This window comes from Ruegeria sp. CDSA021 (assembly GCF_059612325.1).
Map to the genome: position 1 here is coordinate 298,039 of NZ_JBXWQJ010000004.1, position 21,339 is coordinate 319,377.

Below are 21,339 nucleotides of genomic sequence, written 5' to 3' on the forward strand. Positions count from 1 at the left end.
TTCTCAGATCGGTCAAAAAAATTCTCGAAAAATATGATATAGGTCAAATCGTGCGCGGTTTCAGACCGCTAGGAAGTAGAGACGCGAACCTATCTTTCCAAATTCGAGTCGCCAGCTATGAGCCAGATGACGAGCAGACGCGCTTTTCTGAGCGCGCGCATCCTTCGGGAGGACCGCGATGCTATTCGTCCACCCGGGGCAGTTGCATCTGGCTTCAGCGATCTGTGCACACGTTGCGAAGACTGCGCCGGGGCCTGTCCGGAAGACATCATCACATTCGACGACAGCGGTTTTCCTGTTCTGGACCTTTCCGCCGGCGGCTGCACAATGTGTGGTGACTGCGCTGAAGCCTGTCCAACCCCAGCATTGTTGCCTGAACGCGTGGCCGAGTGGCCGTGGCGTGCGCAGATTGAGGTCGCAAGCTGCCTGTCAATGAACGGGGTGAGTTGCCGCGTGTGCCAGGACAATTGCGAGCAGGACGCCATCCGCTTTCGCCTGCAACTGGGCGGACGGGCGGAGCCTGCGCTTGATTTCGAAGCCTGCATCGGATGCGGCAGCTGCTCTGCCGCGTGCCCAGCCGGGGCCATAGCGATGCACCGCCCCACCCCACAACACCCGGAGGTGACTTTATGAATATCTGTGGCTGTCTCGTCCACATCGCCCCCGATCACACCGACGCGGCACGTGCGGTGATGACCGGCACCCAAGGCGTCGAGCTTCATGCCGAAGCCGAGGATGGTCGGTTTGTGGTGGTTGTAGAGGATACAGCCGACCAGCTGGCCTCGGACACCATCATGGATCTGCACCAGATCCCCGGCGTGATCTCACTGTCGCTGACCTATCACCATTTCGAAGATCTCGCGGAGTCATCTCCGCAATCCAATGCCCAAAGCCAACCGACCAGCAGGAGGCCCATGCAATGACCATCTCTGAATCCCGTCGTACTTTCCTCAAGGCATCCGCCGCTGCCGCAACCGCCTCGGCTGCCGGCATTCCCATGGCGACCGGTCAGGCCAACGCTCAAACCGGCGCGCCCGATATCCGCTGGGATAAGGCCGCCTGCCGGTTCTGTGGCACAGGCTGCTCGGTTCTGGTCGGCACCAAAGACGGTCGTGTGGTTGCTACGCAAGGCGACCCGGACGCGCCGGTGAACCGGGGCCTGAACTGTATCAAAGGCTATTTCCTGTCCAAGATTATGTACGGCAAGGACCGTCTGACCACGCCTCTGCTGCGAAAGACCAACGGCGTTTACGACAAAAACGGTGAATTCGAGCCGGTCAGCTGGGATGAAGCTTTTGACGTGATGGCCGCCAAGTGGAAAGAAGCCCTGGCCAAGAAAGGCCCGACCAGCGTCGGCATGTTCGGTTCAGGCCAGTGGACCGTCTGGGAAGGCTATGCAGCTGCCAAGATGATGAAAGCTGGCTTCCGGTCGAACAACATCGACCCGAACGCGCGTCATTGCATGGCCTCAGCCGTGGTTGGCTTTATGCGCACTTTCGGCATTGATGAGCCAATGGGGTGTTATGACGACTTTGAGCACGCAGATACCTTCGTGCTGTGGGGGTCGAACATGGCCGAGATGCACCCGATCCTGTGGTCGCGCCTGACCGACACGCGCCTGACCAAGCCCGGCTCGGAAGTTCATGTTCTGTCGACTTACGAGCACCGCTCGTTCGAGCTGGCCGACAATGGCATGGTCTTTGCACCGCAAACCGATCTGGCGATCCTGAACTATATCGCCAATTACATCATCCAGAACGGTGCGGTGAACGAAGAGTTCGTCAAGAACCACGTCAACATCACCAAAACGGCGACCGATATCGGCTATGGTCTGCGGGACAACCACCCGCTGCAAGAAGCGGCCGAAAACCCCAATGTCGGCAAGATGGATCCGATCAGCTTCGAAGAATATGCCGAGGCCGTTTCGGAATACACGCTGGAATACACTGCGGAACTGTCCGGTGTTCCCGCTGACAAGCTGGAGCGTCTGGCCAAGCAATATGCTGACCCCAACCGCAAGGTCATGAGCCTGTGGACCATGGGCTTCAACCAGCACACTCGCGGGTCCTGGGTGAACTCGTTGATGTACAACGTTCACCTGCTGGTGGGCAAGATTTCGGAACCCGGCAATTCGCCCTTCTCGCTGACCGGTCAGCCGTCGGCCTGTGGTACCGCGCGCGAAGTCGGCACCTTTGCCCACCGTCTGCCCGCTGACATGGTGGTGATGAACGACAAGCATCGCGAGATCTGCGAGACTGCCTGGAACGTGCCTGCTGGCACCATTCCGGCCAAGCCCGGCTTCCACGCCGTGCTGCAGCACCGCAAGCTGAAGGATGGCGATCTGAACGCCTATTGGGTTCAGTGCACCAACAACATGCAGGCCGCGCCGAACATCAACGAAGAAGGGTATCCCGGTTATCGCAACCCGGAAAACTTCATCACTGTTTCAGACCCCTATCCAACAGTTACCGCCGTTTCCGCTGACCTGATCCTGCCCACCGCCATGTGGGTCGAGAAGGAAGGCGCCTATGGCAACGCCGAACGCCGCACGCAATTCTGGCGCCAGCAGGTCAAGGCACCGGGCGAGGCCAAGTCGGACGTCTGGCAGGTGATGGAATTCTCGAAACGCTTCACTGTCGAAGAGGTCTGGGGCGAAGAGTTGCTGGCCACCATGCCGGAACACCGTGGCAAGACCATGTATGACGTTCTGTTCACCAATGGCAGCATTGATAAATTCCCGCTGTCGGAAATTGCTGAAGGTTTCGACAACGACGAATCCGAGCATTTCGGATACTACGTGCAGAAGGGCCTGTTCGAGGAATATGCCGAGTTCGGCCGCGGGCACGCGCACGATCTGGCACCGTTCGAAGTTTATCACCAGGCTCGTGGTCTACGCTGGCCAGTCGTGGACGGTAAAGAAACGCTTTACCGTTTCCGCGAAGGCTATGACCCATATGTATCAGAGGGCGCCGGTGTTGAGTTCTATGGTCACAAGGATGGTAAGGCCAAGATTATCTTTGCGCCGTATGAGCCTGCCGCAGAAGAGCCGGATGCGGAATTCGATCTGTGGCTGTGCACCGGTCGCGTGCTCGAGCACTGGCATTCAGGTTCGATGACTCGCCGGGTGCCGGAACTGCACCGCGCCTATCCTGCCGCTGTGGTTTACATGCACCCGCAGGACGCCAAGGATCGCGGTTTGCGCCGGGGTCAGGAGATCGTTCTGTCCACCCGCCGTGGCGAGGTCACCAGCCGGGTCGAAACCCGGGGTCGGAACAAGGTGCCGCGCGGTCTGGTCTTCATGCCGTGGTTTGACGAAAGCCAGCTGACCAACAAGCTGACGCTGGACGCGACCTGCCCGCTGTCGAAAGAGACCGACTTCAAGAAGTGCGCCTGTAAGATCGAGCGCGCGTAACCAGCAAGGATTGTACGGTTAATTCCCATGTCTCTTGTCGACAAACCCCTTTCGCCGCAGCGGCGTCGGTTCCTGCAGGACTCGGCCCGGGCGGCGGGCGGCTGCGTGGTCGCCGGGTCGGTGCTGGCCTATCTGGCCCGCGACGCCCGCGCTCTGCCAGCCCAGGCTTTGCGCCCGCCCGGCGCTTTGCCGGAAAAGGAGTTTCTGTCGGCCTGCATCCGTTGCGGTTTGTGCGTGCGGGATTGTCCCTACGATACCCTAAAACTGGCCGAGCTTGGTTCCGACGCGGTGGCGACGGGAACGCCGTATTTCACCGCGCGGGATATTCCCTGCGAAATGTGCGACGACATTCCCTGTGTCGCCGCATGTCCCACCGGAGCGTTAGACCCTGGGCTGGACAATATCGACGATGCTGAGATGGGCGTCGCGGTGCTAGTCGATCAGGAGAACTGTCTGAATTTTCTCGGCCTGCGGTGCGACGTTTGTTATCGCGTCTGCCCCGTCATTGACGATGCGATCACATTGGAAACCGCGCATAATACCCGGTCAGGCCATCACGCGCTGTTCATTCCGACCGTCCATGCCGATCACTGTACCGGTTGTGGCATGTGCGAGAAGAGCTGTGTTCTGCCCGAAGCTGCCATCAAAGTCCTGCCCGCGCGGCTGGCGCGCGGCAGCTCGGCAGAGCATTACCGTAAGGGCTGGGAAGAAAAGGCCGCCAAGGGCGCGCCGGTGGTTGAGGGGATCATCGATCTGCCCGACCGTTTGCCTGGACCCGGCACAGACAACTTGGTCGCTCCGGGCGGGTTTGCCCCGGGGTATGACTTGCCGGCGGTCGGACAATGAGCACCCGCACACATATGCCTGTCGGTCAGGAAGCTGTCGCCAGCAAAGGCTGGCTTGGCGCGCATCGTTATCTGATATTGCGGCGTACAAGTCAGTTGTTCTTTCTGGTTCTGTTTTTGCTGGGCCCATGGTTCGGCATCTGGATTGTCCAAGGCACACTGGCAGGATCGCTGACGCTGGGCGTGTTGCCATTGACCGATCCCTTCATCCTGTTACAGAGCGCCGTCTCGGGCCACTGGCCCGAGGTGACGGCGCTGATTGGCGGGCTCATCGTTCTGGTGACCTACGCGCTGATCGGCGGCAGAGTCTATTGTTCCTGGGTTTGTCCGATCAACCCGGTGACGGATGCGGCAAACTGGCTGCACCGCAAGCTGGACCTGCCGAAAGGATGGCAACCCAAACGCGGCACACGCCTGTGGATCCTTGCAACTGTCCTGCTTGTCTCGGGGCTGAGCGGCGTGATCGCGTGGGAATTGATCAATCCGATCACCATGCTGCATCGCGGGCTGATCTTCGGCATGGGCTTTGTCTGGGCCATGATCGCTGCCATCTTTGTCTTTGACGTGTTCGTTTCACGCCATGGCTGGTGCGGGCATCTGTGCCCGGTCGGAGCGTTCTATGGCCTGATCGGGTCAAAAAGCCTGCTGCGGATCAGCGCCACCAAACGGACCGCCTGTGACGACTGCATGGATTGTTACGCGGTTTGCCCGGAAAATCAGGTGATCTCACCCGCGCTGAAAGGCAAGCCGGGAAGCACACCACTGATCCTGTCACCCGACTGCACAAACTGCGGACGCTGTATCGATGTCTGCGCGGTCGATGTCTTTAACTTTACTCACCGGTTCGACGACCACGTCGTTCAACCTTCCGATCCAGTTGCCGCGCCTGAGCCGCGCGCTGCCAGACCTATCTAGGGGAGTGCCAAGATGAAAAAAACAATCGTTACAGGCGGAATTGCCCTTCTACCCGTATTATTGCTGAGCGGATGGGCCCTTGCACAATCTGCACAGGTCGAAACCCTGCGAGGCGCGGAAGTGGACGAGCCGATCCCGCTGGATCAAATCCACAAGAACGTTGAAGGACGGATGCAGCGCAATTATCGCCAGCAGCCGCCGCTGATCCCACACTCGGTCGAGCAATATCAGATCGATGTACGCACCAATCAATGCCTGTCCTGCCATGACTGGTCCAAAGCGGGTGAGCGCAATGCACCGACTTTGTCGATGACTCACTATCTGGATCGCGAAGGTCGCGAGTTGGATCAGGTTGCCGGAACCCGGTACTTCTGCAACCAGTGCCACGTTCCGCAGGCAGACGCGCCGCCGCTGGTCGAAAACGTGTTCGAGCCCTCCGCCGGTAACTGATCCAACGCAAGACTGAAAGGAGCACCGACATGGCAGACTCCCCCGAAAAACGCGGCTTGCTTGGTCGCCTCTGGAACGCGATCTGGACACCGGCAGTGATGTTCAGCTCGGGCTTTTTGATCCTCGCTGGCTTTCTGGCCGGTATCCTGTTCTGGGGTGGATTTCACTGGACCCTGGAATTGACCAACACCGAAGAGTTCTGCGTTTCGTGCCACACAATGGAGACGAACTTGGGCGAATACCGCGAGACGATCCACTACAACAACCACTCCGGTGTGCGTGCGATCTGTTCCGATTGCCACGTTCCGGATGAATGGAATCACAAGATCAAAGCCAAGATCATGGCCGTGAAAGACGTCTACCACGAGCTTGCCGGAACCATCAGCACGCCTGAGAAATACGAGGATCACCGTCTGGCAATGGCCTCTGCAGTGTGGAAAAAGATGAAAGCGTCCGACAGCCGCGAATGCCGCAACTGCCACAATTTCGACTACATGGACTTCACCATTCAGGAAACCCGCGCCGCGTCGGAACACCAGCGCGCCATTGACACCGGTATGACCTGTATCGATTGCCATCAGGGCATCGCACACAGCCTGCCGCCGAACTACCTGGAAGAATATGAGAAGGTGGCCGAAGCCATTGAGGGCGAGGTTCTGCAGGAGCACGCAACCGCCTCGGGTGACGATATCCGCGACTTTCTGAATAACAACTCGAATTGATGAGGGGGCGGCAATGCTAGAAATACTTGGAACCATCGGCGGCACCATCCTGAGCTTGCCAGGCATTTTGGGACTGGCCCTTGGCATGATGACCCGCAAGCTGTGGCTTGGCGCAGTTTTAGGGGGCGCCGTCGGCGTGTTTGAAACGCTGGTTTTTGCTGGATTTCAGTTTGCCCAGGTGGAGGCTTTGGAACTGATCATAGCCGTTGTAGTTGGCGTCTGTGCAGGCAGCCTGGGCACGGCCATTCGTCTCAAGGGCGCAACGGCTTGATAGGCATCCGGTTTCGCTACACCGGCGAGATCGGAACATGCTGCGGTCCTGGGGGCATAATCTGCTTTCAGGTTCAGAGAAATGAACAGGTCGGGGAAGGGAAATTCCGGCCTGTCAGCATCGGTCGCCCAGGGCAAGATCGACTGATCGGTGGTTCGCAAAGTGCGCTGTCCCAAAAGTAGGGCAAACCTTTGCCGTATCTCGCCAAGGCCTTTTCAAAGGTACTCTGCACGCGCTTCAGGCAGTGGACCGGGTGCCTGTGCTGGCGCGTACACCCGTATGCGAGATCTGTCAGCGTCTCAGTGGTACCTTAATTCTTGGTCAGCCACATGAGGTTGGTCGTCTGTTATGACGCGTGCCCACGCTTGAGCACTTAGACGACCCTTGATCCTTGAACGAGGGTCAGGTGTTTGGCAATTCACGTAGCCACTTGAACCGGCACAGCTTGGTTCAGGTGCGAATTGACTCGCAACGCACGCCGGAAACCCATCGCATTCAATAATTCGCCTTGGCGGCCAAAGCTTTGCAGGTTTTTACACTGACAGCCGGGTGGTGTGGCAAATCAGCCATAAATCTGCCAGACAAGATAACTTGTTAACGATGGTGCCCCTGCGTTAAGTGGATTGAACAAAAAATCCTCTCTATTTTTGCACATGCAAATAAAGTATGTACTGATGAGACCTAGGGGGGGGAAATAAAATGGGCGGGATCGCAAAGCAATGACGCGAGTCCTTGAGGCAGATCGTATCTCCGAAGTTCTGAAACTGGCGGGCCTGCAAGACCACCTGTCGATGTTTCGACAAGAAAGTGTGGACGACCAGATTCTTGACGAATTGACCGACCCGGAATTGCGTGACCTGGGGCTAAACGTCGGTGAAAGAAAGAGATTCCGCAAAGCGCAGGCCAAGCTGAAATCCAATGGCGCCTTGGCGCACGACCATCTGCGGTCCGAAGCTGAGCGCAGGCAGTTAACGTTGGTTTTTTGCGATCTCGTGGGGTCGACGCAGCTGGCACAACGATATGACCCGGAAGACCTGATGCAGATCATGAATCTGTATTTGGACACGGCGATCGGCACTTTGAAGCAGCATGGGTGCCACCTGGCCTATCGGCAAGGGGACGGCATCATGGTCTATTTCGGATACCCCAAGGCCATGGAAGACGATGCGGAGCGCGCCGTACGGGCCGTTCTGGAAACCATAGAGGCAGTGCAGAATCTTCAAAACGACTTTGGCGAAAAGCTTAACCTCCGCGCAGGGATCGCCACCGGAATGGTCGTTGTGGGCGTCGTTTCGTCCAAAAGCCTGGGGTCCGAACAATTTCTGGTTGGTGAGACGGCAAACCTGGCATCCAGGCTGCAGGGGCTGGCCGAACCGGGTGAATTAGTCGTTTCGTCCGAAACCATGCGACTTACGCGGGGAACATTCGAGTTCGAACCGCGCGGCAGCCACGACCTGAAAGGGTTCGAAAACCAGCGCGAAGTCTATTGCGCCCTGAAGGAAATTGAAACCACCAGTCGATTTGACGCCCGAACCGGGCAATCAGCGGTCGAGCTTGTAGCGCGGCGCGATCACCTGTCTTCCTTGACGCAACTTTGGGCGGACGTTCAGACGGGCTCGGGTCGGATGACCCTTATCGGTGGTGCGGCAGGGATCGGTAAGTCGCGGCTGATCAAGTCGTTGTCTGAAACGATAAAGACCAGGCCACTGACACTGCAGTGTACGCCGCATTTGGCCAGTCTTCCACTGCACCCAGTGGTTAGTGAGTTGCGGCGGGTATCTGGCGACAAATCAAACGACAATGTACAAGCAGCGATATCCGCTTTTGTTCAATCCGCCTCACGTTTGAACGACTCGGATTTGCCTGCCCTGTTAGAGCTGGCAGGCATCGAGTCAGACGCGTCGACTGAACCAGACCCGCTGAAAAAGGCGCGCAAATCGATGGATGTGCTGCTACGCAGTATCGGAAGCATATGCGACAGGCGTGGCACGCTGTTGTTGGTGGTTGAAGATGTTCACTGGGCCGATGCGACCACACTGGATTTGCTGGATGCGCTTGCGGCCAATTTGGCTGACCTTCCTGTACTTATGGTTCTGTCACACCGCCCTGAATACGAGCCGCCGGAACACTTTCTGGATCAGGCGGTCAACGTCGATCTGTCTCCACTGGCGCGCCCTGAAGCGTCCGAACTGATCCGATGCGTGGCCGCACCATACAGCTTGCCGGTGATCCTGATCCGGCAAATCATCGAAAAAGCCGATGGCGTACCGCTTTACATCGAGGAAATGACCAAGGCGGTTCTGGACCAGCTGCCCGCTGACGCCCCGATCAACGCCGAGGTACTGGATGCACTGAGCGTTCCTTCCACCCTGCAGGACTCGCTGATGTCGCGTCTTGACCGGATGGAAAACGCCAAACCGGTTGCACAATTGGGATCGGTCATCGGACGCAGCTTCTCTGCTCGGATGATCCACGCGGTCGCGCAGGACGACATGGATGTGGACAGTGCCCTGCTGCAACTCATGGCAGCCGGTGTTTTGCTGATCACCAGCGACGATGGGTCGGCCACCTACACGTTTAACCACGCGTTGGTTCAGGATACCGCATATAACTCATTGCTGCGGGAAGACCGGCAAAAATTGCATCTAAAAATTGCCGAGGCTCTGCTGGACGGTCACACGGCGTTTGAAGCCCCAACCCCTGATACGATCGCACATCATTGCGATCTTGGCGGATTGAAGGACGAGGCCGTCACCAACTGGTTTACGGCTGGTGAGCAGGCTTTGTCCCGGCTTGCGAACTTGCCAGCGATTTCGGCGTTTCGGGCCGCGCTGCGCAACCTTGGGACCATGCCGGCCAGTGCCGAACGTGACGGGTTTGAACTGCGCGTTCAGATGAACATTCTGCCCGCCTATATGGCGATCTACGGCTGGTCTGCTGACCAGGTCGGAGAAACGGCTGCCCGCGCGATGGAGCTTGCCCAGGCTCTGAGTGACGGTGAGACACTGTTTGCAGCGACCTTCTGCCGCTGGACCAATTTCTTTGTTGGCGGACAGATGAACCATGCGATGGAGATGGGACAAGCGCTGGATACGATGGCCGGGATGACCGGGGATCCGGTCGCCAACGTTCTTACTGCCCGCGCCCTGAGCTTCACCCATTATTTTCGTGGTGAATTCACGGAATGTGAACGTCAGCTTGACCGTGCCTTCGGCCTGATCACGCCAGAGCTTGATAGGGCGATGATGCCGATGACGCAATCCTCGACCCTAGCCTCACTGCTGGCGATTCAGGGATGTCTGCTGTGGCAAAAAGGTAGGTTTGACGAAGCTGAAGCAGCGCGGTTGAAATCCATCGAAGTCAGCAGAGCGCTGAGCCATGCGCCCAATCTGGTGTATATCATGGGTGCCTGCTGCATGTTCCTGCCCTATGCTGGTGAGTGGGACAGGATGGACGTGACAATGAAAGAAGCCCGCAAGATCGCCGATGAGGAAGGGTTCCTGTATCTGCACGCCATGCAGGACATTTATATGGGTCTTGCGAAGGCTGGCAAAGGCGACCTTGCGGACGTGCCAGAACAGATTGAGGCCCGCATGAACCTGATCTCGAAATCGGGTGGCAACTTCACGTTCCCTCAGAACCAGATCGTGCTGTCCGAACTCATGATCGATCACGGTGACATCGATCGGGCGCTGGACCGGCTCGAGGCGGTCTGCGCCCCGGGTTGGGCGCGCGGAGAAACGTTAAACAAGCCGGAATATCACCGGGTTCGGGCCAAGGCATTTGCCGCACGCGGGGACTTGGACGCAGCCAGGAGTGAAGCAGAACAGGCATTGGCGCTGGCCCAAGGCATCGGCGCTGTTGTCCAGCAAGATCGAGCCAGACAATTAATGGACCGTCTGAACGAAACAAATTGAAAAAGACCAAGTGCTACGCCAAAACAGGGTGCACAACCAAGGGGGATTTGCAATGACCGACGCATTAGACTGGGGTGACGATCAGTGGAACACAGTGAACAAAGCTGTCCATGATGAGGCATTACGCGCCCGGGTCGCGGCGAGTTTTCTGCCGTTATACGGGCCGCTGCCCGCAGATACACAGTCTGTCCCGCTAAACCGGCTTGAACTGGTCGACAACGAAAACGGCACCGCAAAACGTCTTGGAGTCAACGACTTTGACACCACGCGCCTGACCACTGTTTCGGTGAACGTCTATCTGAAAGGCGCGCAGGTGGCCGACCCCGAGCTGTCCGCGGCCATGATCATGTTCCGCCGTGCCGCTGCAATTGTGGCACGGGTCGAAGACGACATCATCTTCAACGGTCAGCCCGGCACCGGAGAAGGCCCTAAACCCACCCCAAGTGCGCCCGCCTCGTTGCCGCCAATCTATACCGTCAGCGGCGGCGGTAAGTATGAAGGTCTGTTGGAAGCGGGTCAGAAATCTTCTGGGTCGTCTTCGACGAAGAAGACCTATACCGGCCCCGAGGTGTTCGAAGCTGTGGTTGCGGGTATCAATGAGCTGGAATCGCGCGGGTATCTTGGCCCCTATGCCTGCGTGATGGGCAATGGCCTTTTTCAAGCAGTAACAAAGCCGATGGAAAACTCGATGGTGCTGCCCCGCGACAGCATTCTGCCATTTCTGGATGGTCCGTTATTGCGCTCGGGTACCTTGCCTGCAAACAAGGCGGCGCTTGTGTCGCTGCAAGGTGCACCGGTTGAAATCGTTGTACCGTCCGAAATCGGGGTCAAGTACCTGCAGACCTCGGCAGAGGGTGAGCATGTCTTCCGCGTGCAACAGAAATTCCGCCTGCGGATCAAGGAAGAACAGGCTATCTGCACCCTAACCTGCTGACCGGGGGTCTGGTCGTGCGCGAGTTTACAGTCCGCGGTGTCACCCTGCGCTGGTCAGAAACGATCAGCGCCGCTGGTGGCAAGCGCGCTTTGATTGAGGCCGGACCGTCCGTGTCGCCTCATGACACAGTGCGGCTGATCTGTTCGCAAGCCGGCGTCCCCGAGCGGGCCATTTGCGGCTGGCCCCTGCACTGCGATCCCAAAACAGGACTTCAGCACTTTGCCGCGATCTTGCCATCCGTGACGCACGACAAGACGCTCAGCTGGCGTCCGGTGTTGACATCCGGGGGCCGTGAGTATGACCCGGGACCTGACACTGCCCCAAAGGCGGCACCAATGCAGCAGCCAAAGCCTGCGCAGCAGTCACCGGATCTGAATCATATCGCCAAGTTTATTGTCCCCTTCACCACCAACTTCCACCCCTCGGGCGAGACACCGGACGGGGTCTGGCTGCATTTTGCAATCAAAGAAGGCGGAACAGTCGAAGGTCCGCACCTGAAAGGGGTGATAGAGCCGGTTGGAGGTGACTGGATGCGCGTTCGCCCTGACGGCGTGGGGTTGCTCCACGCCAAGGCGCTGATCAAGCCAACCGACGGCGGCGCGCCGATCCTGTTTGAAGATACCGGCGTGTGTGATTTTGGCCCCGATGGCTATGCCGCACTGTTGAAGGGCAACCTGCCAACTTCGGCCCCTGTGCGGCTGGCTCCGCGTTACCTGACCTCAAACCCGCACTATAGCTGGATGAACCGGGTGCAGGGATTTGGCATTGGCGAAGCCAGCCTGTCAGATATCACCCTGCACTTTGACGTCTATTCCGCGAAAGGAACATCAGATGGCTGAAAAGGTTGTCATTCTTGGCGGTGGCGTGGCTGGCATGAGCGCCGCGCACGAACTGATTGAACGCGGGTTCGAGGTTGAGATCCACGAACGCCAGATGATCCCTGGCGGCAAGGCACGCAGTATCCCTGTGATGAAGGGCGAAGGCGATCATGGCTCGAAAGCGAAGCACATCAAGGCGCTTAAAAAATGGGCCGAGATGGACGGGGCCAGCTATCCGCCCGGAGTGAAACGTCCATGGTTGCCGGGCGAGCATGGGTTCCGGTTTTTTCCGAACTTCTATCGGCATATCACTGATACGATGGCCCGTACGCCTTATTATGATAAAGGCACGTGCTTTGATAATCTGGTGCCGACAACTCAGGTTCTGGTCTGTCAGTTCGACAAGCCCGGCATCATTGTACCCGAGCGGTTTCCACGCACTCTCAAGGACGTGGCGGATGCGTTCAAGACGATTGCGTTCGCGCTCTCGCCACGGGACCAAATCGCGTACGAGGATGTTGAACACTTCGTTGCCTGCATGTGGCGGATAGCGACGTCCTGCAAGGAACGCCGGTTTGACGAATATGAGCGGATCGGATGGTGGGATTTCATCGGTGCCGCAGAACGTTCCGAAGCGTATCAGAAATTCCTTGCCATCGGTCTGACCCGTTCACTGGTTGCTGCCAAAGCGACGACTGCCAGCACCAAGACCGTGGGCGACATTGCTGTACAACTGCAACTGGGCATTGCTACGCCTGAACCGCAATGCAACAGGTTGCTGAACGGACCCACCAACTTGGTCTGGATTCAACCCTGGCTGGATTACCTCAAAAGCAAGGGGGTCGTTTACAAGTTCGAGTCAAAGGTGACGGGCATCGAATACCAAAACGGACGGATCACAGGCGCGACGGTTGAACAGGATGGCAAAGAACAGAAAGTCACAGGCGACTGGTTCATCAGTGCCATGCCGATCGAGCGCATCGCGCCACTTCTCACGCCCGAGATGATTGCGGCCGACCCAGCCCTTGCCAAATTGCCACTGCTTGCAAACGACGTGCAGTGGATGAACGGCATACAGTTCTATCTGACCAAAGACGTCACGCTGACCAACGGCCACGTCATCTTCATTGACAGTCAGTGGGCCCTGACCGCCGTGTCGCAGAAACAGTTCTGGTCAGAGATCAACTTCGACAACTGGGCCGAGGGCAAAACCAAAGGCCTGCTGTCGATTGACATCTCGGAATGGGACAAGCCGGGCTTGAACGGAAAGACCGCGCGCAATTGCACCCGGGAAGAGATTGCAAAGGAGGTGTGGGACCAGCTCAAACGCAGCCTCAACGTTGATGGTGAAACCGTTCTGCGGGATGAGGACATGCACTATTGGTTCCTTGATCCTGATATTGTACAGGACCCCGAGGATCCAAAACGCCAAAGCAATGTGGAACCTCTGCTGGTGAACCGCATCAACAGTTGGCGGCTGCGGCCAGACGCTGCCACGCTGATCCCGAATTTCTTTCTGGCATCGGACTATGTGCGCACCTTTACTGACCTTGCCACCATGGAAGGAGCAAATGAGGCTGCGCGCCGTGCGGTCAATGCAATCCTGCAACGCAGCGGTTCGGATGCCGAACCCTGCCAGATCTGGGACCTGCACGAGCCTGATATCCTGAAACCGCTGCGCGCCTATGACTATGCCCGCTACCAAGCCGGCCTGCCCTGGGACAACCGGTATGCAGTCGCGGTCGAGGCCGCCTTGAAAATGGGTCAAGACTCTACAGGAGTTGACCGCGGTGGCGATGGCCCCCTTGCGGTCGTCGGAGAACCGGCTGCAGAATACTCAAAGCCCGGCGGAGTCATCGAAGATCCGGCCATTGCCGAGGCGCTGCGCATGATTTGCCCGCCGAAAGAACTGTTTGATCTGATGGCCAGTTATGAGCCCACCGCAGATCTGCCGATCCCCGGAGACGAGGTGGTCGAAGATGTGGCCTATGATCTGGGCCGCGATAGCGGTCAGTCTGATGTTCAGTCCAGAGTCTTGCCGCTGACGGATGCACCGTTCACCTCTGTCGGACCCGGGCTTGCCCCGACCAGCACGGAAGAAAGCAAACCCCGCGTGATCATCACGCAGAAGGGTTAACCTCGTGAAACCCGGAACCGCGCATCTGGACCCTGCAGCAAAGCAGGAGTTTCTGAATCAGTTGACCTCTTACGGGGATAGTGCGCGCGAAACGCTATTGGGGCTTTTGCCAACTGGTGAGCCCCAGGCTTATCTCTACGGTCCGATACGAGATTACATCGAAACGTCAGGCAAAGGACTGCGGCCTGCTCTGTTACTGGCCACCTGCGAAGCCTTCGGTGGCAACAAAGAGGAAGCACAGGTGTCCGCAGCTGTGCTTGAGCTTCTGCACAATGCTTTTCTGATCCACGACGATATAGAAGACCAAAGCGATTTCAGGCGCGGGCGCGCATGTATGCACAAGCGGCTTGGGGTCCCTTTGGCCATAAACACGGGCGACGGGATGCAAGCGCTCGCCCTGCGGCTGTTGCGGCAGAACCTGGGTTCGCTTGGGTTGGAAACTGGAATACGCGTGGTGGATGAGTTCGACCATCTGCTCCAGCAATCTATCGAAGGTCAGGCGCTGGAACTGGGTTGGATAAGTGACAACAAGTTGAACGTGGACGCCTCGGACTATCTGCGAATGTGTCTGAAAAAGACCTGCTGGTACAGTTTCATCCACCCCATGCGGATCGGGGCATTGATTGCGCAGCCACAGGATGTCGCATCGGGCGCGCTGAACCTGGATGATTTCAACGCATTCGGCTTCTTTTTGGGGGCTGCGTTTCAGATACAGGATGACGTTCTGAACCTCGTGGGCTCGCAGGACAAATACGGCAAGGAAATCGGCGGCGATATCTATGAGGGCAAACGCACGCTGATGTTGGGGCAGCTTGGCCTGCACGCCGATGAACCGGAACAGAAGCGGCTGGCCGATATGCTGTCAAACCCGCGCGAAAGCCGGTCGACGCATGATGTTGCCTGGGTGCTAGAGCGCATGGACCACTATGGCAGTATCGGCTTTGCACAGGATGCGGCCAACGATCTGCTTGCTTCCGCCCGTCAGGAATTTGCGCAAGTGTTTGCCGGCACCCAAGAGGCCCCGCGTGCATTTTTGGGACAATTCATGGATTACCTCGTGACCCGTCAGGTCTGAGTGCCCGCGACCTCAAACACCACAACGATCGAAGTCTGCTCGGTCCCCATGCAGGCGATCCGGCCGTGATAAGCGCCCGATTCCGTCAAATCGGGTACGGTGACGACAACTGCCACATCAGTGGCCTCTCCGGCGGCCAGCCGAATCTGGGGTGGAAGAACGTTGACCCGGTTCGCAGGCAGTATTTCTCCATCTGGATTGGTCAGATCACCGGGTTCGAATTGCATTTCAACCGTCTCTGCGCCCTCCGGCGCAGCAAAGGACAACAAGATCGTGGCCGTTCCACCAGGGTGGCAGGTTTTGCGACAGGTGAAAGGCCCTTCGAGATGTTTCCGGCTGCCGCGCTCTGTCTCAAGCACTCGGCGCGCGATATCCGAAATCGGTTGCGTGTCCGGCTGCGACGCAATCGGGCTTATGACACGTGCCGGGCTTACATAGGGTTTTCGCTCGAAATAAGGCATGACCTAATGTGCACCTGCGGCGCGGATCAGTAAATGGAAAATCCACCTGCCAAGATGCCAACTCGGCTATTTTCCTTTCCAAACCGGATCGCGTTTTTCGGCAAAGGCGCGGGCACCTTCCAGTTGATCTTCGCTGGCATACAGGACATCCACACTGCGCAACTGACGCTTTGTGATGCGATTCATCGCATCCTGGAATTTGGCATCTTCGGCATCGCGCACGATTTCCTTGATTGCCGCGTAAACCAATGGCGGGCCCGAAGCCAGAAGGCGGGCCAGTTCCCACGCACGGGCCATGAGTTGATCTGCAGCAACAATCTCGTTCACTAGCCCCCAGCGATTGGCTTCCTCAGCGTCGAACCAACGTCCGGTCAGCAGCAGTTCCATGGCGATGTGATAGGGAATGCGTTTGGGCAGCTTGACGCTGGCCGCATCCGCAACTGTTCCTGACCGGATTTCCGGCAGGGCGAATGTGGCATGGTCGGCTGCAAGGATCATGTCAGCCGAAAGGGCCAGTTCCAGCCCGCCGCCGCAGGCGATACCGTTGACGGCGGCAATCACCGGTTTGTTCAGGTCGCGCAGCTCTTGCAGGCCGCCGAAACCTCCGACGCCATAATCGCCGTCTACCGCGTCACCGTCAGCGGCGGCTTTCAGGTCCCAGCCAGGGCAAAAGAACTTCTCACCAGCACCAGTCAGAATAGCGACGCGTAGTTCTGGGTCGTCGCGAAACTCGGCAAAAGCCTCGCCCATTCTGCGGCTTGTGACCAGATCGATGGCATTGGCCTTGGGTCGGTCCAGCGTTACCTCAAGGATCGTTCCGTCCCGGCGGGTTTTGATCGGGTCCATTTCTCAGGCCTTTCTTATCAGAGCATCCACGGCAACGGCCTTGTCCGGCGTGCACAGGAGCGGGTTAACTTCGACCTCGCCAAGCGTATCGGCATTTTGCATAACGTAGGCCTGAACAGCCTCGACCGCAGCAATGATCGCATCCATATCAGCCGCTGGTTGGCCGCGATAGCCTGCCAGCAAGGGCGCGATCTTCAGTTGGTCCAGGGCGGCGCAAATGTCTGCGGGCGCGCTGGGTACCAGCAGGGAAACCGTGTCGCGCAGAACTTCGGTCAGCACGCCCCCTGCCCCCAACGTCAGAACAAATCCATGCGCGGGATCACGGACAACGCCGACCAGAAGTTCAGCAACGGTTCCGGTGATCATCTCTTCGATCAGGATGTCTTCGGTGCCGATGTCCGCAGCGACACTGACCACATCTTCGGTTTGGATGCCCAACCGAACGGCGGCGTGTTCGGATTTATGGGCCAACCCAACGCCTTTCACGGCAAAGGGGGCTTCCATGTCCTGCGCTGCCGCACGGGCTTCCGCTGGCCCGCAAACCGTACGGTTTTGCGGGATGCGCAGGCCGCATTCGGCCAGCGCCTGTTTCGACTCGCCTTCGGTCAGGGTATGGTTCGCTTCAACCGTGCCCGGCATCCAGACAGGGTGCGCAGAAGGGGCCGAGACCTGACCCGCCGCGCGGGTGGCCGACAGCGCCTCGCGCAGACCCATGAATGGAACAACGCCTCCCGCCATTAGGCATTGCGCGACGTCTTCAGGTAGTAGTTCAGGCAGCGTTGCAACGATTGCAAACCGAGCGCCGTTATCCTTGCGCACCCTCAACGCTGCTCGGGTTGCGCAGCTCCAGTCGGTGGCGTCGGTGGTCGGATAGTCGACAATTGAGTATGTCAGGTCGATATCCTCGCCCGTCATCCCGGACCATGCCTGTGCCATCGCCTCTTCGTCGCGCCAGATATAGGTGTGATAGTCCAGTGGGTTACTCAGCGCGACCATGGGGCCAAGCGCGTCACGCAGGCGCGCTTTTTTATCATCGCTCAGCCGAGGAAAGGTCAGGCCGGTGCCGATAGCCATGTCTGCGATCAGGCTCGCCTCACCCCCGGAACAACTGATCGAGGCGATGTTGCCGCCGGGGAGTGGCCCATAGCAGTGCAACAGTTTCAGCGTTTCGAGGAAATCAGGCAACGCAGTCAGACGTGGTATGCCCAGCCGGTCTAACAACGCTTGTGCGCCCGCATCGCTGCCCGCAAGAGACGCGGTATGCGATATGGTCGCGGATTGCGCCTGTTCCGATGCGCCGACTTTGAGGGCGACCAGCGGGATACCTTTTGCATACGCCTTGGCGGCCAGCGCCTCCCATTCGCGGACGTCCTTGAAACCTTCGATATGCAGGCCCACGGCTGTGACGCGCGGATCGTCGATCAATGCCGAGGCAATCTCGGCCTGACTGGTCTGGGCCATGTTTCCGCAAGCGACCATGTAAGCAATTGACAACCCGCGTTTCTGCATTGTCAGGTTGATCGAGATATTCGAGCTTTGCGTCAGGATCGCCACGCCCTTGTCGACCGGCGTCGCCCCGTGCTGGTCCGGCCACAGCAGCGCCCCGTCCAGCGCATTGATGAAGCCATAACAATTCGGGCCAAGGATAGGCATGTCGCCGGCCGCAGCAATCAGCTGATCCTGTAAATCCCTACCGCTGTCATCTTCTGCAACAGCCTCGGAAAAGCCTGACGCAAAACACACCGCCCCGCCTGCACCCATTCTGGACAAGACATGAACCGCCTCAATCGTGGCGTGGCGGTTGATGCCGATGAAAACTGCATCAGGGGCTTCGGGCAGGTCTTCGATATGGCCAAAGACTCTGTGGCCCGCAATCTCAGAGGCTTTGGGATGCACCGGCCAGATTTGACCTGCATAGCCCATACGTTCAGATTGCAGAATAACCTGCTGACACCAGGCACCACCGCCTATGACAGCGATGGTTTTCGGGCGCAAAAGCCGGGTCAGATCTTTGTTCATTGTCAGGCGCCCAAAGGACGAAGAAGATCACGGCTGATGATGTGGCGCTGAATTTCACTGGTGCCGTCCCAAATGCGCTCAACCCGGGCATCGCGCCAGAACCGCTCGATCGGGAAATCATCCATCAGACCCATTCCACCGAAGATCTGCAGCGTGGTATCGGTGACCCGCGCCAGCATTTCCGAAGCATAAAGCTTGGCCGAGGCGATCTCGCGGTTCGATGGCAGGTTTTGGTCCAGACGCCAAGCGGCGGCAAGGGTCAGCCAGTCGGCGGCGTCGAGCTCGGTGATCATGTCAGCGATCTGGAAACCTACACCTTGAAACTTGCCAATGGGCTGACCGAACTGCTTACGCTCGGCAGCATAGTTCAGCGCATAGTCAAAACAGCGCCGCGCGCGCCCGACCGAAAACGCCGCAACCGTCAGGCGGGTTGCGTACAGCCATTCGTTCATCACCGCAAAACCGCCATCGACCTCGCCCAGAACCTGTGCGTCGGGCAAACGGCAATTGTCGAAATACAGGATATAGTTCTTGTAGCCCTTATGGCTGACCGAGCTATAGCCCTCGCGCACTTCAAACCCCGGGGTGCCACGATCCACAAGGAAGGTGGTGATGCGTTTCTTGGGCCCTTTCGGGGTCTCGTCGACACCGGTCGCGATAAAGACGATAAAGAAATCCGCGTGTTCGGCACCTGAGATGAAGTGTTTCGATCCGTTGACAACCCAATCGCCGCCGTCCCGTGCCGCCTGACATTTCATGCCGCGCACATCCGAACCGGCATCCGGTTCCGTCATCGCCAGGGCGTCCATCTTTTCGCCACGCACCGCTGGCAAAAGGTAGCGTTCGCGCTGCGCATCATTGCAGGCCATCAGGATGTTTTGAGGGCGTCCAAAGAAATGCGTCAGCGCCATCGAGCCGCGGCCAAGTTCCCGTTCGACCAGTGTGAAATCCAGATGCGACAGGCCTGCGCCGCCGACCTCCTCGGGGAAATTACAGGCATAAAAGCCCAGATCGATGCATTTCTGCTTTATCTCGTTGCCCAGCTCTACCGGGACCGTTCCCGCGCGCTCAACCGCGTCTTCGTGCGGGTAGATTTCGTTTTCAACAAAGCTGCGGACCGTCGAGACGATCATTTCTTGTTCTTCGGACAAACCGAACTGCATGGCGCGTATCCCTTGGATCAGTAGTTGACCCAGAGAACGTCATCCCTCAAGTTCTCGACATGCAGTATTAGGCGATGATTATGCAGGATTCGAAATTTTTGCCACAGTATTTCAACATTGTGCTCTTCGATGGGTTCTCGAACCATTGTCTTGCGAACATGGTCGAACCCTTACGGGCAGCCAATAACATGTCGCGGCAAGCGCTTTATGCATGGAGGTTCTGTTCACTTGACGGGGCACCTGTACACAGTTCCAGCGGCCTAAGCGTCACACCGGATGGCGCAATCAAGGATCAGAATGGCGACGTACTGGTGGTTATGCCATCTTATGGCTTCCTGAAACTCGATACCCGGGCGACTGCGCGGGCCATTCTGGCCGCGTCAAAGCGGCATAGGCAGGTCGCGGGATTGGACACCGGAAGTTGGCTGCTGGCACGTGCCGGATTGCTGGATGAACGCCGTGCGACCATTCATTGGGATGAGATTTCGCGGTTCGAAGAAAGCTTTCCAGCCGTCGACACAGTGCGTGAAAGATATGTGATTGATGGCAATCGGCTGACCTGTTCCGGGGCGATGGCGGCGTTCGACCTGGCTTCTGCCCTTATTCGCCACGATCATGGCCCGCTTTTGTCCATGGAAGTGGCGCATCTTCTGATGAGCCGGAACGGTCGCGATCCTTATGCTCTGCCGTTGAAATCCGAAGAAACATTGGTCAATCGGGCGCTGGACGTGATGCAGGCGAATATTGAAGTGCCGCTATCAATCGCACAGGTAGCACGACGCATCGGATGCTCGCAAAAGCGGATCGAAACCCGCGTACGGACCGAACTGAAAACCACACCGCAGGCGCTGTATCGACGCTTGCGTCTGACGCTTGCGCGCAATCTTGCAGAGAATACGGAACAGTCAATTGCCGAAATCGCCGGGCGTTGTGGATATGAAAACGCCAGCGCGATGACCCGGGCGTTCAAGGCCGAATTCGGTCAAACCCCGACCGCGTTTCGGGCAAGCTAACTTGGTATCCAGGAGGCGCGCGCTCAGACTCGCGCGTCTCGCTTTTCCTGTTCAATTTGGCGACGGACATGGGCGTAATCAAAAATGCCATAGGCCAAGATTGCAGCGGATAGCGGCAGAACCGCCATTCCCACCCAGACGAAAACCGAATCCGCATCAGCAAACTGCATCAATCCAAACCCGGTAATCGCCACGCCCAACGCTGTTTTCACATAGGCCAGCAATGTGCGCCGATTGGCCAGTTCGGTGCGCAGGAAGGCCAACACCATGTTGTCCAGCGCCCGTCGGGATTTGAGATCAGAAGGAGGAGTTTCGTCATCCATAGCTTATGGATGCGAAAT

19 protein-coding genes are annotated in these 21,339 nt (G+C 58.0%); 14 read left to right on the forward strand and 5 right to left on the reverse strand.

Annotated elements, in window-relative coordinates:
- Positions 1-117 precede the first annotated feature (117 nt).
- From napF to AC2FLD_RS07645, 13 genes are all read left to right on the forward strand, one after another.
- Positions 118-633: a ferredoxin-type protein NapF gene (gene napF / locus AC2FLD_RS07585; protein WP_496668324.1), complete on the forward strand. Its 516-nt coding sequence runs from the start codon at positions 118-120 to the stop codon at positions 631-633.
- Positions 630-923, forward strand: coding sequence for a chaperone NapD (locus AC2FLD_RS07590; RefSeq protein WP_496668326.1), 294 nt, complete (start codon positions 630-632; stop codon positions 921-923). The genes napF and AC2FLD_RS07590 overlap by 4 nt, the downstream gene beginning before the upstream one ends.
- Entirely contained in the window at positions 920-3,412 is a 2,493-nt protein-coding gene (gene napA / locus AC2FLD_RS07595; RefSeq protein WP_496668328.1) for a nitrate reductase catalytic subunit NapA, read from the forward strand. Before AC2FLD_RS07590 ends, napA begins: the two co-directional genes overlap by 4 nt.
- Positions 3,413-3,439: 27 nt before the next feature.
- The gene (gene napG / locus AC2FLD_RS07600; protein WP_496668330.1) at positions 3,440-4,258 is read left to right on the forward strand and encodes a ferredoxin-type protein NapG; all 819 of its coding nucleotides are present in this window, start codon (positions 3,440-3,442) and stop codon (positions 4,256-4,258) included.
- Complete coding sequence (gene napH / locus AC2FLD_RS07605) at positions 4,255-5,172, forward strand: quinol dehydrogenase ferredoxin subunit NapH (RefSeq protein WP_496668332.1); 918 nt, start codon at positions 4,255-4,257, stop codon at positions 5,170-5,172. Before napG ends, napH begins: the two co-directional genes overlap by 4 nt.
- Positions 5,173-5,184: 12 nt before the next feature.
- Positions 5,185-5,622, forward strand: a complete 438-nt coding sequence (locus AC2FLD_RS07610; protein ID WP_050603713.1) for a nitrate reductase cytochrome c-type subunit — start codon at positions 5,185-5,187, stop codon at positions 5,620-5,622.
- 29 nt (positions 5,623-5,651) lie between these two features.
- Positions 5,652-6,344 carry a NapC/NirT family cytochrome c gene (locus AC2FLD_RS07615; protein ID WP_496668334.1) on the forward strand — a complete coding sequence of 231 codons (693 nt, stop codon included), beginning with the start codon at positions 5,652-5,654 and terminating at the stop codon, positions 6,342-6,344.
- A 13-nt stretch (positions 6,345-6,357) separates the two neighbouring features.
- Entirely contained in the window at positions 6,358-6,615 is a 258-nt protein-coding gene (locus tag AC2FLD_RS07620; RefSeq protein WP_496668336.1) for a hypothetical protein, read from the forward strand.
- A 719-nt stretch (positions 6,616-7,334) separates the two neighbouring features.
- A complete protein-coding gene (locus tag AC2FLD_RS07625; protein ID WP_496668338.1) occupies positions 7,335-10,532 on the forward strand; it encodes an adenylate/guanylate cyclase domain-containing protein in 3,198 nt (1,065 codons plus the stop codon).
- A 52-nt stretch (positions 10,533-10,584) separates the two neighbouring features.
- A complete protein-coding gene (locus AC2FLD_RS07630; RefSeq protein WP_157054175.1) occupies positions 10,585-11,466 on the forward strand; it encodes an encapsulin in 882 nt (293 codons plus the stop codon).
- A 14-nt stretch (positions 11,467-11,480) separates the two neighbouring features.
- Positions 11,481-12,305, forward strand: a complete 825-nt coding sequence (locus AC2FLD_RS07635; protein ID WP_496668340.1) for a DUF3237 domain-containing protein — start codon at positions 11,481-11,483, stop codon at positions 12,303-12,305.
- Positions 12,298-14,421, forward strand: coding sequence for a hydroxysqualene dehydroxylase (locus AC2FLD_RS07640; protein WP_496668342.1), 2,124 nt, complete (start codon positions 12,298-12,300; stop codon positions 14,419-14,421). Before AC2FLD_RS07635 ends, AC2FLD_RS07640 begins: the two co-directional genes overlap by 8 nt.
- Positions 14,422-14,425: 4 nt before the next feature.
- Positions 14,426-15,496 carry a polyprenyl synthetase family protein gene (locus tag AC2FLD_RS07645; RefSeq protein WP_496668344.1) on the forward strand — a complete coding sequence of 357 codons (1,071 nt, stop codon included), beginning with the start codon at positions 14,426-14,428 and terminating at the stop codon, positions 15,494-15,496.
- On the opposite strand, the gene AC2FLD_RS07650 is transcribed toward AC2FLD_RS07645, so the two are convergent.
- The 4 genes from AC2FLD_RS07650 to AC2FLD_RS07665 all read right to left on the reverse strand — a co-directional run bounded on the left by AC2FLD_RS07650 (position 15,487) and on the right by AC2FLD_RS07665 (position 19,985).
- The gene (locus tag AC2FLD_RS07650; protein WP_496668346.1) at positions 15,487-15,957 is read right to left on the reverse strand and encodes a hypothetical protein; all 471 of its coding nucleotides are present in this window, start codon (positions 15,955-15,957) and stop codon (positions 15,487-15,489) included. The genes AC2FLD_RS07645 and AC2FLD_RS07650 overlap by 10 nt on opposite strands.
- Positions 15,958-16,023: 66 nt before the next feature.
- Entirely contained in the window at positions 16,024-16,803 is a 780-nt protein-coding gene (locus AC2FLD_RS07655; RefSeq protein WP_050603706.1) for a carnitinyl-CoA dehydratase, read from the reverse strand.
- A gap of 3 nt (positions 16,804-16,806) precedes the next feature.
- Positions 16,807-18,822, reverse strand: a complete 2,016-nt coding sequence (locus AC2FLD_RS07660; RefSeq protein WP_496668348.1) for an acetate--CoA ligase family protein — start codon at positions 18,820-18,822, stop codon at positions 16,807-16,809.
- Positions 18,823-18,824: 2 nt separating this feature from the next.
- Positions 18,825-19,985, reverse strand: a complete 1,161-nt coding sequence (locus tag AC2FLD_RS07665; protein WP_496668350.1) for an acyl-CoA dehydrogenase family protein — start codon at positions 19,983-19,985, stop codon at positions 18,825-18,827.
- Between the two features lie 80 nt (positions 19,986-20,065).
- Here AC2FLD_RS07665 and AC2FLD_RS07670 point away from each other — a divergent pair, with 80 nt between their 5' ends.
- On the forward strand, positions 20,066-20,998 hold the full coding sequence (locus AC2FLD_RS07670) for a GlxA family transcriptional regulator (RefSeq protein WP_496668352.1): 933 nt from the start codon (positions 20,066-20,068) through the stop codon (positions 20,996-20,998).
- Between the two features lie 23 nt (positions 20,999-21,021).
- On the opposite strand, the gene AC2FLD_RS07675 is transcribed toward AC2FLD_RS07670, so the two are convergent.
- Positions 21,022-21,321: a DUF202 domain-containing protein gene (locus tag AC2FLD_RS07675; RefSeq protein WP_496668354.1), complete on the reverse strand. Its 300-nt coding sequence runs from the start codon at positions 21,319-21,321 to the stop codon at positions 21,022-21,024.
- Positions 21,322-21,339 lie beyond the last annotated feature (18 nt).